The following is a 14,191-nucleotide window of genomic DNA, read 5'->3' as shown; positions in this document are numbered from 1 at the left end:
GTGCTTGGGCTCATCGGGCGTACTTCTGCTTCGAGGATGCCTTTAGCGTAGTTGCTGATAACGGCTCATGCGGGACGGCTGTGAACGATACGGTTGCGTCCGGAGTGCTTGGCTTCATACAGCGCCCGGTCGGCCGTCAGCAGCAGCTCTTCGAGTGAGCCACGGCTGCGTTTGTCCCAGGTGCTGAGGCCGATGCTGACGGTGACCGGCAGCGCGTCCCCGTCCGCAGGTGGCAAGTGCTCCACCGCGCTGCGGATATGCTCGGCGAGCGTGCTCGCGCCCTCGCCGTCGGTGTCCGGCAGGATCACCGCGAACTCTTCGCCGCCGTAACGGGCGGCGAGGTCGGCGGGGCGACGAATATTGCTGCCGATGACCCGGGCCACGTTGCGCAATGCCTCGTCACCGCCCTGGTGGCCATGCCGGTCGTTGAAGGCCTTGAAGTGGTCGACGTCGATCATCAGCAAGGCCAGCGGCTCGTTCGAGCGTTGGGCACGCTCCCATTCCAGGCGCAGGCGCTGGTCGAGGGTGCGGCGGTTGGCCAGGCCGGTGAGGGCGTCGGTGGCGGCCAGCTCCGACAAGACCTTTTCGGCGCGATAGCGGCGGCGCAGTTCCAGGCGCAGCATCCAGGTCAGCCACAGCAGGCCCACACACAGCACGCCGGTGGCGCCACTGATCAGCAGGGCTGCGCGTTTCCAGGCGGCAAACACGTCGTCGCTGGACAGCGCCACCACCACAATCAGCGGCAGCGCGCCGACGTTGGTGAACGTGTAAAGGCGTTGCGTGCCGGTGGTGGTGGACACGCCGCTGAAACTGCCGCTGCCTTCGCGCAGCATTCTTTTGAAGTTCGGCCGCGTGCTCAGGTCCTTGTTGATCATGTCTCTTTCGAGCAGGGGTTGCTGGGCCAGCAGAATGCCGTCGTTGTTCAGCAGGTTGATGGTGCTGCCGCTGCCGATGGTGAGGCTGTTGAACAACTGGTCGAAATACGCCAGGCGCATGGTCGCCACCGCCACGCCGGCAAATTCGCCGTTGGGCCCGGACACCCGGCGGCTGAACGCGATGCGCCAGACTTGATCGCAGTCGCAATGGATCTTGAAGGGGCGGCTGATGAACAGCCCTGCGTCGGGGTTCTGCTGGTGCACCTGAAAGTAATCGCGATTGGCGAAATTGCGCGGCGTGGGTGTCAGTGTGGAGGAGTCGGCGGTGACCGCGCCGGTCTTGTCCAGCAGCAAGACTTCGCCTTTGAAAGGGGCGGCTGTGGACTGGTCGAACTGCACCATATGCAGGACCTCGGCCGAGACCTGGGGCAGGTCATTGCGGGTGGTCGCGGTGATCAGGCCGTTCAGGGCCAGGTCGTAGAGTTCGACGTTGCGCAGCACATCGGCGTTGATCAGTTGGGTGATGTTGCTGGTGGAGCGCTTGGCCGCCTGCAGGGCGCTGGCGTGTTCGCGAATCAACAGCACAGCCACGATGATCACGATCAGAGCGACGGTAAGGCCACTGCCCAGAATCAGCAAAAGCTCCGGGCGTGCAGGCGGGGTGAAGGCGCGGCGTTGAATCATGGGACTGACTTCGGCACTCAAGATGCTGGCAGTTTAGTTCCCTGCTGTGAAAAATAAGTCGTCGCCGCAAAAAGAAAACCTGAACGTTAGAAAACGTCAATCGGGTAGTCGACGATCACCCGGTATTCATCCACGTCCCGGTCCACTGCCGCGTAGCCGTTGCCGCCGCGATTGGTCGCCCATTGCAGGCGCACGGCCAGGTCCTTGGCCTTGCCGCCTTGCACCACGTACTTGAGGTCGATGTCCCGTTCCCAGTGCTTGGCGTTCTTGCCGTCGGCGCTGTACCAGGACGAGTAACCACGGCTGTCCGGATCGGCCGTGGTCAGGTCGGTCTTGCCGCTGATGTAGGACACCGCCGAGGTCAGGCCCGGCAGGCCCAGTCCTACGAAGTCATAGGCGTACTTGAGCTTCCACGAGCGCTCATTGGGGCCGTTGAAGTCGGAGTATTGCTGGGAGTTATCCAGGTAGATGCTGTCGCCCTGGCTGATGTAGTCGAACGGGGTGTTGCCGTTGACTCGCTGGTAGGCGGCGGTGACGCTGTGATGGCCCACGCCCACGGTGAAGTGCAGGCTGTAGGTGTTGTTGTCGATGTTACCCAGCAGGGCTTTGCCGGTTTCCTGGGTGTGGTAGTAGTGCAGGCCCGGGTTGAGGCTGACCAGTTCGTTCAACTGCCAGGTGTAGTCCAGGTCGTAGTAGTACTGGTTCCAGATGTCCTTGAGTTCGGACGCGTACAGGTTGCTGGTCAGCCCCGGTACGCCGCTGAAGGACACGCCGGCCCAGTCCAGGTGCCGGCTGTCTTCGCCGTTGGGCAATGCGCCGTAGCTGGTGCCGATGCGGCGGTGGCCGCTCTGGTTGTAGAGCTTGGTAAAACTGGCCTGGCCGCCTTCGAACATCCAGCCGTCGAAGCTGTGGTTGGTCAGGCTTACACCACGAAAGGTCTGGGGCAGCATGCGGGTCATGCCACCGGCGATCACCGGGTTATTGAGGAACAGGTCGCCGGCTTTCAGCTCGGTGTCGAAGGCACGCATTTTCAGGGTGGCGCCGGCGGTGGAGAACGAGCCAGGGGCTTTGCCGTTACCGGAGCCCACCGGCAGGATGCTGGAGCCGTCGGTGCCGCCACCGCCGTCGAGCTTGAGGCCGAGCATGGCGTTGGCATCCAGGCCGAAGCCGACGGTGCCCGGGGTGTAGCCGGATTCGAAGATCCCGATGACGCCTTGGCCCCATTCCTTGCTGTCATCGGTGTGAATGTCGCGGCGGTCGCGGTTCATGTAGTAGTTGCGGGTATTGATCTTGAAGCTTGCACCTTCGACGAAACCGTCGGCGGTCGGGGTGTCTGCCGCGTGGGCAAGGGGAACGATCGTTGCAGCAATCGCGAGGAATAACGGGGTGAACGCAAGCGAGGTTTTCACCGGTGGAGCTCCTTTGGGTCAATCGAAACCGGCCAGTGTTCTTGGGGTTCCTGGCCTTTTTTCAGCGCAAAAAAAAGCCGCTCAACTCAGCGGCTTTAAGACAGATTCCCAGTATAGAGCCCTGGAAATAAGTCGAGGGAAATCGGGGGAGAGCGGGTCGGTCTTAACCGCTGCGCTCATCGATGCGACAAATTAGCGCAGGTGAGCGGTGCGATACAGAGTGTAACAAGATAATGACTGTTACCCAAATCGCAACAGTCTGGCGGTGTGGGTGCGGGGCGTCCTGACAACCCCACGCAAGAATGTTAGCGTGCTTGCCATTCCCACGTAGTCGATGAGCCCGCCTTCCATGAAAAAGACCGTCCTCGCCTTCAGCCGCGTCACCCCGGAAATGATCGAACGCCTGCAACAGGATTTCGAGGTCATCGCCCCCAACCCCAAGCAGGGCGACATCAACGCCCAGTTCAACGAAGCCTTGCCCCATGCCCATGGCCTGATCGGCGTCGGTCGCAAATTGGGCCGTGCGCAACTGGAAGGCGCGAGCAAACTGGAAGTGGTCTCCAGTGTGTCGGTGGGCTACGACAACTACGACCTGGCGTACTTCAATGAACGCGGGATCATGCTCACCAACACCCCTGACGTACTCACCGAAAGCACCGCCGACCTGGCCTTCGCCCTGCTGATGAGCAGCGCGCGCCGCGTCGCCGAGCTGGACGCCTGGACCAAGGCCGGCCAGTGGAAAGCCAGCGTCGGCGCGCCGTTGTTTGGCTGCGACGTACACGGCAAGACACTGGGCATCGTCGGCATGGGCAACATTGGCGCGGCCATCGCCCGCCGTGGTCGCCTGGGTTTCAATATGCCGATTCTGTACAGCGGCAACAGCCGCAAGACCGAACTGGAACAGGAGCTGGGTGCGCAGTTCCGCAGCCTCGACCAATTGCTGGCCGAAGCGGATTTCGTCTGCCTGGTGGTGCCATTGAGCGAGAAAACCCGTCACCTGATCAGCCATCGCGAGCTGGGGTTGATGAAATCCAGCGCGATCCTGGTGAACATCTCCCGTGGCCCGGTGGTGGACGAGCCGGCGCTTATCCAAGCCCTGCAAAACCAGACAATCCGTGGCGCGGGCCTGGATGTGTACGAGCAGGAGCCGCTGTCGGAGTCGCCGCTGTTCCAGCTGAGCAACGCCGTGACCCTGCCGCACATCGGCTCGGCCACCCATGAGACCCGTGAAGCCATGGCCAACCGTGCCCTGGAAAACCTGCGCAGTGCATTGCTGGGCCAGCGCCCGCAGGATCTGGTCAACCCGCAGGTGTGGAAGGGCTGACCACTGCTCTTTGTAGGAGCGAGCTTGCTCGCGAAGAACGTCAACGATAACGCGGGTAGCCTGGATAAACGTGGCGCCCTCGGGTTTTTCGCGGGCAAGCCCGCTCCTACAGTTTTTGGCCGTGAAGTCGATAACGGTTTATAGATCGTCATCCCTGATCCACAGAAGGTTTTTATGTCCACCACCAAAGCCCGCGCAGACTCACTCTCGCTTCTGCTCTTTACCTTGCGCAGCGGCAAGCTGATGGCGATCAACCTGCTTAAAGTCAGTGAAATCATTCCCTGCCCGCCACTGACCAAGCTGCCGGAGTCGCACCCGCACGTCAAAGGCATCGCCACCTTGCGCGGTACGGCCTTGTCGGTGATCGACCTGAGCCGGGCGCTGGGGGAAATGCCCCTGCAAGATCCGGACGGCGGCTGCCTGATCGTCACCGATGTGAGCCGCTCCAAGCAGGGCCTGCATGTGCAGGCGGTGAGCAAAATCGTGCACTGCCTGACCACCGACATTCGCCCGCCGCCGTTTGGCTCCGGTGGCACGCGTTCGTTTATCACCGGCGTGACCCAGGTCGAAGGGGTGCTGGTGCAGGTGCTGGACATCGAAAAAGTTATCCATGGCATCGCCCCGGCGCAGATCGAAGCGGCGCCCACCGACCTGAGCATGGAAGAAGCCGAAGTGCTGGGCCACGCCCGAATCCTGGTGGTGGACGACAGCCAGGTGGCCCTGCAGCAGTCGGTGCACACCCTGCGCAACCTCGGCCTCACCTGCCACACCGCCCGCAGCGCCAAGGAAGCGATCGACCGTTTGCTGGAACTGCAAGGCACCGCCGAGCAGATCAACGTGGTGGTCTCGGACATCGAAATGTCCGAAATGGACGGCTACGCCTTCACCCGTACCCTGCGCGAAACCCCGGACTTCCAGGACCTCTACGTGCTGCTGCACACCTCCCTGGACAGCGCGATGAACAGCGAAAAAGCCCGCTTGGCCGGCGCCAATGCAGTGCTGACCAAGTTTTCTTCCCCCGAACTGACCAAGTGCCTGGTGGTAGCCGCCCAGACCGTGGCGCAACAAGGCATCTGACCGGTGGGTGAATACTTCCACCTGTTGCGCCGCGACCTCACCGGCAGCCTGCCCGCCCCGCAATGGCCGGCGGGTATTGCGCTGGATCATTACCACGAAGCAATGGCACCGGCGATCCATGCGGTATTGAGCCTGGCCCAGGAACAGGGCGGCGGACGTGTCGGCCCTCTTGAGCACTGGCGCCAGCAGTTCGTCACCGACGCCGAGTTCGACCCGAAACTGTGCCTGGTGGCCAGTAATGCCAGCGGCATCCTCGGCGTGTCGCAATGCTGGACCAGCGCCTACATCAAGAACCTGGCGATTCATCCGTGTGCCCAGGGCATGGGGCTGGGCCGGGCCTTGCTGTTGCACACCTTCTTGGTGTTCAAGCACCGCGGCGAAGCGTTTGTCGACCTCAAGGTGCTGGAGTCCAACCAGCGGGCCCGGCACCTGTATGAAAGTGCCGGCATGGTGTTTGTGCTGCGAGACCTGGTGCCCGAGGACTGAAGGCGCTGGCGCATAACTTGCTTTGTACAGTGGCAGAACGGTGAACAGAGGCAAAAACCCGTCACCGTTCATGAGTGCCTTCTGACCTTGCCTGGTGACAGATCCTCCATGAATACCCACTTTTCCTGCGTCGGTTGCGGCAAATGCTGCACCGACCACCATGTGCCCCTGACCCTTGAAGAAGCCCGCAGCTGGGCGGCTGACGGCGGTAATGTCATCGTGCTGGTGGAAGGATTCCTGGGCAGTGGCCTGGGGCTGCCCGAGTTGCAGCGTGAGCACGCACAACGCCGTTCCGCCATCGTGCCCAGCGGCAACGCCGAGGCGTATGTGGCAATCACCTTTGCCGCGTATAACGCCGGGCGCTGCCGGAATCTTGACGAAGGCGACCGTTGCCGCATCTATGAGCGGCGGCCGTTGGTGTGCCGCATCTACCCGATGGAAATCAACCCGCATATCCCGTTGAACCCGGGCGCCAAGGACTGCCCGCCGGAATCCTGGGAGCAGGGGCCGGCGCTGATCGTGGGGGGCGAGTTGATGGACAAGGAGCTGGCCGAGTTGATCCGCCGCTCACGCCAGGCTGACCGCGACGATATCCAGGCCAAGGAAGCGGTGTGTGGGTTGCTGGGCATTCACACCACCGCGCTCAAGGGTGACGGGTTTACCGCGTACCTGCCGGATATGGGCCTGTTTGCCCAGGCAATCGAGTTGGCGACGCAGGAGGCCGTGCAGGCCACTGAGTGGGTGTTTCATGCGTCGGGGATGGATATTGCCGAGCAATTGCTGGACGCCGGCGCCCGGATTGCCACCGAGGTGCCGGCCAACTATGCATTCATTTCTTTGCGGGCGGCTTGAGCTAAAAGCTGGCCAGACATTCGATTTCGACCCGGGCATCCAGTATTAAACCGCCCGCGGCAAAGGTCGTTCGAGTGGGAAGACGATTCGCTGAAAAGTAGTGGGTATAGACTTTATTCATGGCCGCGAAGTCGTTGATGTTCGCGAGGATTACCGTGCATTTGGCGACCCTGTCCATGCCCAGCCCTTTTTCCTCGAGTATGCTTCGTAATGTTTCCAAGGCCTTGGCTGTTTGTGCGCGAATGCCTCCGCTGACCAGTTTGCCGCGCTCGTCAAGTCCCAGCAGCCCGGAGATGTAGAGGGTTTGCCCCACTTGCACCGTTTGGGAGAAAGGCAAGCTACCCTCTGCCGGCGTGTACAACATCGGAACCGGATCGCTGTTTGAGGTCCGCAGGTAACGCTGGGTAATCAGCGAGTACTGGCCACTTTCCTTCAAGCGTTGAAGCGCCTGGTTCAGCGCCATACGCAGGTCGGGCTCGCCCTTGCGAACCCCAATGGCGACGCCGCTGCCGAGCATTTCATCGACAATCTCAGGCCCCGCGAACTCAAAGCCCGCGCCCTCTGGGGTTTTCAGCAAGGCGTCGGAGATCTCGAGGGTGTCTTGCAACGTTGCGTCGATATCGCCGGCCAGCAGGCTGCTGATCAGCTCGGCATTCAGGTTGAAACTTCGTACCACCACGCCATAGGGTACCCATCGCGCCAAGGCATAGGCTTCTCGGCTGGTGCCCGCCAGCACGCCAATCCGTTTGCCTTGAAGCGCCTTGGCCTCAGGCACAAGCCCGAGGCGCTTGCGCGCTACCAGCCTCGTTTCAAGGGCGTAGAGATTATCGGTGAAGTCGATTTTCTGCCGCCGTGCCGGGGTGGCCGACATGGGCATGATCGCATCGAATCGACTCGCCTCGAGTGCTGCCAGGTTGGTTGCATACTCTTGATCGACCCACACGCAGCGCGCCTTGAGTTCGGCGCACAAGGCGTTGCCCAACTCAATGTTCAAACCGACCAACTCACCTTGGGCATTGCGGCTTTCAAACGGCGGTACCAGGGCCTCTACCCCGAAGCGTATCTCGGCCAGCGTTTTTTCAGCCGCGTACGTCACGGAGCACAGGGTTCCTGTGGCCGTAGATAAAACCAGTGCCAATAGTATTCTCAGGGATGTCATTTGCCTGTCCTGTAGGAAGAAAGGTGGGAGGCGTCCCGGCCCCGTTACCGGCGCCTGCCCCCCCCCTCAGAAGCTTTCACAGCCACACGCTGGCCTTCAATCAAGGCACTTCCTTTCTTCCCGTAGGAGTTGACTCAAAATCTTGTCGGACGTTTTTTGATCTACCGCCGCTTATTCCAGAACTCCTCCACCAACCGTCGCACTTCATCGGCTACCACGGCAAACCCGCGTCCCTGTTCCCCGGCCCGCGCCGCTTCGATGGCGGCATTGAGCGCCAGCAAGTTGGTCTGTTCAGCGATCGCCCGGACATGCCACATGTGCGCAAACGCAGCGGGCGGCATGTCCGGGTGACGCAGCAGGTTGTGCGGGGTACCCAACAACACCTCGCGGGTATAGCCGCTGATATCGATGAAGTCCTGGTTGGCGTAGGTAATTGCGCTAGTCAGGTCGGTGGTCGAGAGGATATTGGCGTCGGGGGCAAAATCCACATTTCGACCGGTGACCGGCAGATTGATCTTCATGCAAACGCGCGCTCGTGATTGTTGGAGGAGTCGGCAGGGCGTCGACTCCAAGCGCACGGGTTGGGTAAATACTGATCCTGTTCATGTTCGGTGCAATTAATTGGCAATTACGGGCTGGAGGGCGGCGCGTCCAGGCGGTAGGGCAGGACGATGCGCTGGTATTCGCCACTCTGCATCAGTTGCTCAAGGGCGCAATTGAGGGCGCTGCGCAACGCGGTGTCGGGCTTGCGCAGTGCAATCGCCACGCCGTTGCCCAACAGTTCGGTGGTGACGGCGGGGCCCAGGAAGTCGAAAACCTGGCCCTCGGCCGTGTCGAGCAGCGCCTCGCGGATTTCCACCGTGCCTTGCAGGGTCGCATCGATGTCGCCTGCCAGCAGGCTGCGGATCAGTTCGTCATTGCGCCAGAACGCCTTGACGATCACGCCCCTCGGCGCCCACTTCGACAGGGCAAAGGCCTCGCGGTTGCTGCCCACTAATACGCCCACACGCTTGCCCTTCAGCGACCGTGTGCTCGGTTTCAAACCGGATGTCTTGCGGGCCACCAGACGCGTAGTGATCGGATAGAGGTCATTGGTGAAGCTCACCCGCTGGCGCCGCTTCGACGTAGGGGCCATGCCCATGATCGCGTCGAATTGCCTGGCCTCAAGGGCGGGGAAGTTTTCTACAAGGATCTGGTCGACCCAGGTACACCGTACATTGAGCTGTATGCACAGGGCATTGCCCAGTTCGATGTTCAGCCCTGCAAGCTGGCCTTGTTGATTGCGGCTTTGGAAGGGTGGGAATTGCGCGGCGACGGCGAAGCGAATTTCGCGCCGAGGTTGATCATTGGCCGCTGCGGCAGCGACAGCACCGAACATCAGTAACAAGAGCAGCACAACACAGGTGCGTATAAGAACCACGGGAACGTCCTTTTCCGGAAAACCAGCTTCACCACCCCCAGCCCCGTGATAAAGAATCGGGGCAGGCGGGTGTCGTGCAAGCTTTCAAGAATTGGCCGCAGGCCTACAAGGCGAAACGTCAGTAAACGTTGTAGGCACAGATCGCCATTGCGCGGGATTTGTTACCGGTCAGCGCTTGCCCATCGAGCGACGGGTGCCGGGAGGTGCCATGCCCGGGCTCTTGGTGTGGCCGTTCTTGGCGCCGTTTTTGTACCACGGCTGGCTGGCGTTTTTCGCCTCGGCCAGTTCGCCCGGCTTGAACGGAAACTTGAACGCCGGGATCTCGGCGCGGGTTTCGCCTTCGACGCTGTCAGGGTTGGCCTGTTGGTCGATGTCGACCGCTTCAACAGCGGGTTGTGTCGGGGAATTCATGGAAGCTCCGGGGAGTACTGAAAATGACGCGGGCCCGACTTGCAGGCCACACCGTCGCGCAGTATACCTGCGCGCCTCGGATCTTTAACCACTGCTCGTACGAATGGTCGGACTTTACTGACGGCGCTGTCAGTTAGCAGTCACTTTGCTGACCGGGTTGGCGGGCTATAAAGAACCTTCATTCTTCCGATCCTTTGCCCTGGCGCCTCACCCCATGCACATTCAACGAAAACCGGCCTTGATCGTAGGCGTCCTGGTGGTACTGGCCGTGGTTGCCTGGGCGGGGACTCGCCCGGCCAAGACCAAACTCACCGCGCCCACGGCGATTCCAGTGCGTGTGGTCAGCGTCAAACAGCAGGACATCCCGCGTTTTGTCAGCGGCATTGGCTCGGTGTTGTCGTTGCACAGCGTGGTAATTCGCCCGCAAATCGACGGCATTCTCACCAAATTGCTGGTCAAGGAAGGTCAACTGGTGAAGACCGGCGACCTGCTGGCAACGATTGATGACCGCTCTATCCGCGCCAGCCTGGATCAGGCCAAGGCGCAACTGGGTGAAAGCCAGGCGCAACTGCAGGTCGCGCTGGTCAACCTCAAGCGCTACAAGGAGCTGAGCATCGACGACGGCGTGTCCAAGCAGACCTATGACCAGCAGCAAGCCTTGGTCAATCAGCTCAAGGCCACGGCGCAAGGTAACCAGGCGGCCATTGATTCGGCCCAGGTGCAGCTTTCGTACACCCAAATTCGTTCTCCGGTCACAGGCCGCGTCGGGATTCGCACGGTGGATGAAGGCAACTTCCTGCGCATGAGCGACACCCAGGGCTTGTTCTCCGTGACCCAGATCGACCCGATTGCCGTCGAGTTCTCCTTGCCGCAACAAATGCTTCCGACCTTGCAACGCCTGATTGCCGCGCAACTGCCCGCCGACGTCAACGCCTACATGGGCGCCGACACCGACGGCCAGACCGGCGACCTGCTCGGCGAAGGCCGCCTGAGCCTGATCGACAACCAGATCAGCGGCACCACCGGCACCATCCGCGCCAAGGCCGAGTTCAGCAACGGCGCGCAAAAGCTCTGGCCGGGGCAACTGGTGACGATCCGGATCCAGACCGCCCTGCACAAGAACGCCCTGGTCGTGCCACCGACCGTGGTGCAACGTGGGCTGGATTCGCACTTCGTGTACCGGCTCAACGGTGACAAGGTCGACATCGTGCCGGTGCAGGTGGTGTACCAGGACAGTGACATGAACATCCTCCAGGGTGTGCAGGTCGGTGACGTACTGGTCAGTGATGGCCAGTCGCGGCTCAAGGCGGGCGCTCAGGTAGAAGTGCTCAAGGAACCGCCGCAAGTGATCCAGACCGTTGATGCCAAGGTGCAGCCATGAGTGGCAGTCGTTCGCCGTCTGCCTGGTGCGTCGACCACCCGGTCGCCACCTTGCTGCTGACCTTCGCCTTGGTATTGCTCGGGATGATTGCCTTCCCACGCCTGGCCATCGCCCCACTGCCGGAAGCGGAATTTCCGACGATCCAGGTCAGTGCCACGCTGCCCGGCGCCAGCCCGGACACCATGGCTTCATCCGTGGCAACCCCGCTGGAGGTGCAATTCAGTGCCATCCCCGGCATGACCCAGATGACCTCCAGCAGCGCCTTGGGCTCCAGCCTCCTGACCCTGCAATTCACCCTCACCAAGAGCATCGATACCGCCGCGCAAGAAGTGCAGGCGGCGATCAATACCGCGTCCGGCAAACTGCCCAGCGATATGCCGAGCCTGCCGACCTGGAAGAAGGTCAACCCGGCGGACAGCCCGGTGCTGATCCTCAGCGTCAGCTCCGACAGCATGCCCAGCACCGAGCTGAGCGACTACGTGGAAACCCTGCTGGCCCGTCAGATCAGCCAGATCGACGGCGTAGGCCAGATCAACATTACCGGCCAGCAACGCCCGGCCATCCGGGTGCAGGCGTCGCCCGATAAGCTCGCGGCCATCGGCCTGACCCTGGCGGACGTGCGCCTGGCGATCCAGCAATCGAGCCTGAACCTGGCCAAGGGCGCGATCTACGGGCAGAACAGCGTGTCGACCCTGTCGACCAACGACCAGTTGTTCCACCCCGAGGATTACGCCCAGTTGATCGTGTCCTACAAGGATGGGGCACCCGTACAACTGCGCGATATCGCCAAAGTCGTCAACGGTTCGGAAAACGCCTACGTGCAGGCGTGGTCCGGCGACACGCCAGGCGTCAACCTGGTGATCTCCCGCCAGCCCGGCGCGAATATCGTCGAGACCGTGGACCGCATTCAAGCCGAGCTGCCACGCCTGCAAGCGATGTTGCCGGCTTCGGTGCAGGTCAGCGTATTGACCGACCGCACCAAGACCATTCGCGCCTCCCTGCATGAAGTGGAAGTGACCCTGCTGATCGCCATCCTGCTGGTGGTGGCGGTGATGGCACTGTTCCTGCGCCAGTTGTCAGCCACGTTGATCGTGTCCAGCGTACTCGGCGTGTCGCTGGTCGCCAGTTTTGCGCTGATGTACCTGATGGGCTTCAGCTTGAACAACCTGACCCTGGTGGCGATCGTGATCGCCGTGGGGTTTGTGGTGGACGATGCCATCGTGGTGGTGGAGAACATTCACCGCCACCTGGAGGCAGGCCTCGACAAGCGCACCGCTGCGATCAAGGGCGCGGGCGAAATCGGTTTTACCGTGGTCTCCATCAGCTTCTCGCTGGTGGCGGCGTTTATTCCGCTGCTGTTCATGGGCGGTGTGGTGGGGCGGTTGTTCAAGGAGTTTGCGCTGACGGCCACGTCGACCATCCTGATTTCGGTGGTGGTCTCATTGACGTTGGCGCCTACCCTGGCCGCGTTGTTCATGCGCGCCCCGACCCATCACGCCCACGACAAACCCGGCTTCAGCGAACGCCTGCTCGCAGGCTACGCGCGCAACCTGCGCCGCGCCCTGGCCCACCAACGCACCATGGCTGCAATCTTCATGGTGACCCTGGCCCTGGCCGTGGTCGGCTACGTGTACATCCCCAAGGGCTTCTTCCCGATACAAGACACCGGCTTCGTGCTCGGCACCAGCGAAGCGGCGGCCGACGTGTCCTTCCCGGACATGGTCGCCAAGCACAAGGCGATCGCCGAGATCGTCAAGGATGACCCGGCGGTGGAAGCGTTCTCTCATTCGGTGGGCGTGACCGGCAGCAACCAGACCATCGCCAACGGCCGGTTCTGGATCGCCTTGAAAGATCGCGGCGACCGCGATGTGTCTGCCAGCCAGTTTATCGACCGCATCCGGCCGAAACTGGCGAAAGTGCCGGGCATCGTGCTGTACCTGCGTGCCGGCCAGGACATCAACTTAAGCTCCGGCCCCAGCCGCGCCCAGTACCAGTACGTGCTCAAGAGCAATGACGGGCCAACGCTGAATACCTGGACCCAGCGCCTCACCGAAAAACTGCGGGCCAACCCGGCGTTCCGCGACCTGTCCAACGACTTGCAGCTGGGTGGCAGCATCACCCACATCAGCATCGACCGTCAGGCCGCCGCGCGTTTTGGCCTCACCGCCACCGATGTGGACCAGGCGCTGTACGACGCCTTCGGCCAGCGCCAGATCAACGAATTCCAGACCGAGATCAACCAGTACCAGGTAGTGCTGGAGCTGGACACCCAGCAACGCGGCAAGGCTGAAAGCCTGAACTACTTCTACCTGCGCTCGCCGCTGACCAACGAGATGGTGCCGCTGTCGGCGGTGGCCAAGGTCGACCCGCCTACCGTGGGGCCCTTGTCCATCAGCCATGACGGCATGTTCCCGGCGGCCAACCTGTCGTTCAACCTGGCGCCGGGCGTCGCGTTGGGTGATGCGGTGATCATGCTCAACCAGGCCAAGAATGAAATCGGCATGCCGACCACCATCATCGGCAACTTCCAGGGCGCGGCCCAGGCGTTCCAGAGTTCGTTGGCCAGCCAGCCATGGCTGATTCTCGCGGCACTGGTGGCGGTCTACATTATCCTGGGTGTGCTGTACGAGAGCTTTGTGCACCCGCTGACCATCATCTCCACCTTGCCGTCGGCGGGGTTGGGGGCGCTGATCATGTTGTCACTGATGGGCCAGGACTTCTCGATCATGGCGTTGATCGGCCTGGTGCTGCTGATCGGTATCGTGAAGAAGAACGGCATCCTGATGATCGACTTCGCCCTGGACGCCCAGCGCGTGCGCGGCCTGCCGCCTGAAGAGGCAATTTATGAAGCGTGTGTCACGCGGTTCCGGCCGATTATCATGACCACCCTCGCCGCGCTGCTGGGTGCGGTGCCGCTGATGCTGGGCTCCGGCCCCGGTGCGGAAATGCGCCAGCCGTTGGGCATCGCGGTGGTGGGCGGGTTGCTGGTGAGCCAGGCGCTGACGCTGTTCACCACGCCGGTCATATACTTGTACCTCGAGAAGTTTTTCCATAGACCCAAACCAGCTCCCCAGCTGGCAACCACACACTGAGGCTGAGGCCCCGTCCTGGAA

11 protein-coding genes and 2 pseudogenes are annotated in these 14,191 nt (G+C 61.8%); 6 read left to right on the top strand and 7 right to left on the bottom strand.

The window, feature by feature from the left end:
* Window positions 1-65 precede the first annotated feature (65 nt).
* Both CEC48_RS13515 and CEC48_RS13510 read right to left on the bottom strand, forming a co-directional pair.
* Window positions 66-1,559, bottom strand: coding sequence for a sensor domain-containing diguanylate cyclase (locus tag CEC48_RS13515; protein ID WP_088424209.1), 1,494 nt, complete (start codon window positions 1,557-1,559; stop codon window positions 66-68).
* Window positions 1,560-1,645: 86 nt separating this feature from the next.
* Window positions 1,646-2,968: an OprD family porin gene (locus CEC48_RS13510; RefSeq protein ID WP_088424208.1), complete on the bottom strand. Its 1,323-nt coding sequence runs from the start codon at window positions 2,966-2,968 to the stop codon at window positions 1,646-1,648.
* Window positions 2,969-3,317: 349 nt separating this feature from the next.
* Here CEC48_RS13510 and CEC48_RS13505 point away from each other — a divergent pair, with 349 nt between their 5' ends.
* The 4 genes from CEC48_RS13505 to CEC48_RS13490 all read left to right on the top strand — a co-directional run bounded on the left by CEC48_RS13505 (window position 3,318) and on the right by CEC48_RS13490 (window position 6,707).
* Window positions 3,318-4,292, top strand: coding sequence for a D-glycerate dehydrogenase (locus tag CEC48_RS13505; protein WP_088424207.1), 975 nt, complete (start codon window positions 3,318-3,320; stop codon window positions 4,290-4,292).
* A gap of 174 nt (window positions 4,293-4,466) precedes the next feature.
* A complete protein-coding gene (locus CEC48_RS13500; protein WP_088424206.1) occupies window positions 4,467-5,369 on the top strand; it encodes a chemotaxis protein CheV in 903 nt (300 codons plus the stop codon).
* Between the two features lie 3 nt (window positions 5,370-5,372).
* Window positions 5,373-5,855, top strand: coding sequence for an N-acetyltransferase (locus CEC48_RS13495; RefSeq protein WP_088424205.1), 483 nt, complete (start codon window positions 5,373-5,375; stop codon window positions 5,853-5,855).
* Window positions 5,856-5,963: 108 nt separating this feature from the next.
* The gene (locus CEC48_RS13490) at window positions 5,964-6,707 is read left to right on the top strand and encodes a YkgJ family cysteine cluster protein (protein ID WP_088424204.1); all 744 of its coding nucleotides are present in this window, start codon (window positions 5,964-5,966) and stop codon (window positions 6,705-6,707) included.
* Window position 6,708: 1 nt separating this feature from the next.
* Here the strand turns inward: CEC48_RS13490 and CEC48_RS13485 are convergent, their stop codons facing one another.
* The 5 genes and pseudogenes from CEC48_RS13485 to CEC48_RS13470 form a co-directional block, all read right to left on the bottom strand.
* Complete coding sequence (locus tag CEC48_RS13485) at window positions 6,709-7,866, bottom strand: transporter substrate-binding domain-containing protein (protein WP_176438714.1); 1,158 nt, start codon at window positions 7,864-7,866, stop codon at window positions 6,709-6,711.
* 191 nt (window positions 7,867-8,057) lie between these two features.
* A pseudogene (locus tag CEC48_RS31080) lies at window positions 8,058-8,174 on the bottom strand (methyl-accepting chemotaxis protein); the annotation flags it as partial.
* A gap of 3 nt (window positions 8,175-8,177) precedes the next feature.
* A pseudogene (locus CEC48_RS31075) lies at window positions 8,178-8,387 on the bottom strand (PAS domain S-box protein); the annotation flags it as partial.
* A gap of 107 nt (window positions 8,388-8,494) precedes the next feature.
* Window positions 8,495-9,286: a transporter substrate-binding domain-containing protein gene (locus tag CEC48_RS13475; RefSeq protein ID WP_088424202.1), complete on the bottom strand. Its 792-nt coding sequence runs from the start codon at window positions 9,284-9,286 to the stop codon at window positions 8,495-8,497.
* Between the two features lie 168 nt (window positions 9,287-9,454).
* Window positions 9,455-9,697: a hypothetical protein gene (locus CEC48_RS13470; RefSeq protein WP_088424201.1), complete on the bottom strand. Its 243-nt coding sequence runs from the start codon at window positions 9,695-9,697 to the stop codon at window positions 9,455-9,457.
* A 214-nt stretch (window positions 9,698-9,911) separates the two neighbouring features.
* Between CEC48_RS13470 and CEC48_RS13465 the strand changes: the two genes are divergently transcribed.
* Both CEC48_RS13465 and CEC48_RS13460 read left to right on the top strand, forming a co-directional pair.
* Window positions 9,912-11,078 carry an efflux RND transporter periplasmic adaptor subunit gene (locus CEC48_RS13465; RefSeq protein WP_088424200.1) on the top strand — a complete coding sequence of 389 codons (1,167 nt, stop codon included), beginning with the start codon at window positions 9,912-9,914 and terminating at the stop codon, window positions 11,076-11,078.
* Complete coding sequence (locus CEC48_RS13460) at window positions 11,075-14,170, top strand: multidrug efflux RND transporter permease subunit (protein WP_088424199.1); 3,096 nt, start codon at window positions 11,075-11,077, stop codon at window positions 14,168-14,170. Before CEC48_RS13465 ends, CEC48_RS13460 begins: the two co-directional genes overlap by 4 nt.
* Window positions 14,171-14,191: the final 21 nt, after the last annotated feature.

The sequence above is a fragment of the Pseudomonas sp. K2I15 genome (assembly GCF_002204795.1).
Classification (GTDB): domain Bacteria; phylum Pseudomonadota; class Gammaproteobacteria; order Pseudomonadales; family Pseudomonadaceae; genus Aquipseudomonas.
The sequence above is the reverse complement of the archived record's forward strand: the minus strand, read 5'-3'. Positions and strand labels throughout refer to the sequence as shown.

Coding starts and splice junctions, on each gene's coding strand:
- CEC48_RS13485 (WP_176438714.1), bottom strand. CDS start 7,866: ATGACATCCCTGAGAATACTATTGGCACTGGTTTTATCTACGGCCACA.
- CEC48_RS13465 (WP_088424200.1), top strand. CDS start 9,912: ATGCACATTCAACGAAAACCGGCCTTGATCGTAGGCGTCCTGGTGGTA.
- CEC48_RS13515 (WP_088424209.1), bottom strand. CDS start 1,559: ATGATTCAACGCCGCGCCTTCACCCCGCCTGCACGCCCGGAGCTTTTG.
- CEC48_RS13490 (WP_088424204.1), top strand. CDS start 5,964: ATGAATACCCACTTTTCCTGCGTCGGTTGCGGCAAATGCTGCACCGAC.
- CEC48_RS13470 (WP_088424201.1), bottom strand. CDS start 9,697: ATGAATTCCCCGACACAACCCGCTGTTGAAGCGGTCGACATCGACCAA.
- CEC48_RS13505 (WP_088424207.1), top strand. CDS start 3,318: ATGAAAAAGACCGTCCTCGCCTTCAGCCGCGTCACCCCGGAAATGATC.
- CEC48_RS13460 (WP_088424199.1), top strand. CDS start 11,075: ATGAGTGGCAGTCGTTCGCCGTCTGCCTGGTGCGTCGACCACCCGGTC.
- CEC48_RS13500 (WP_088424206.1), top strand. CDS start 4,467: ATGTCCACCACCAAAGCCCGCGCAGACTCACTCTCGCTTCTGCTCTTT.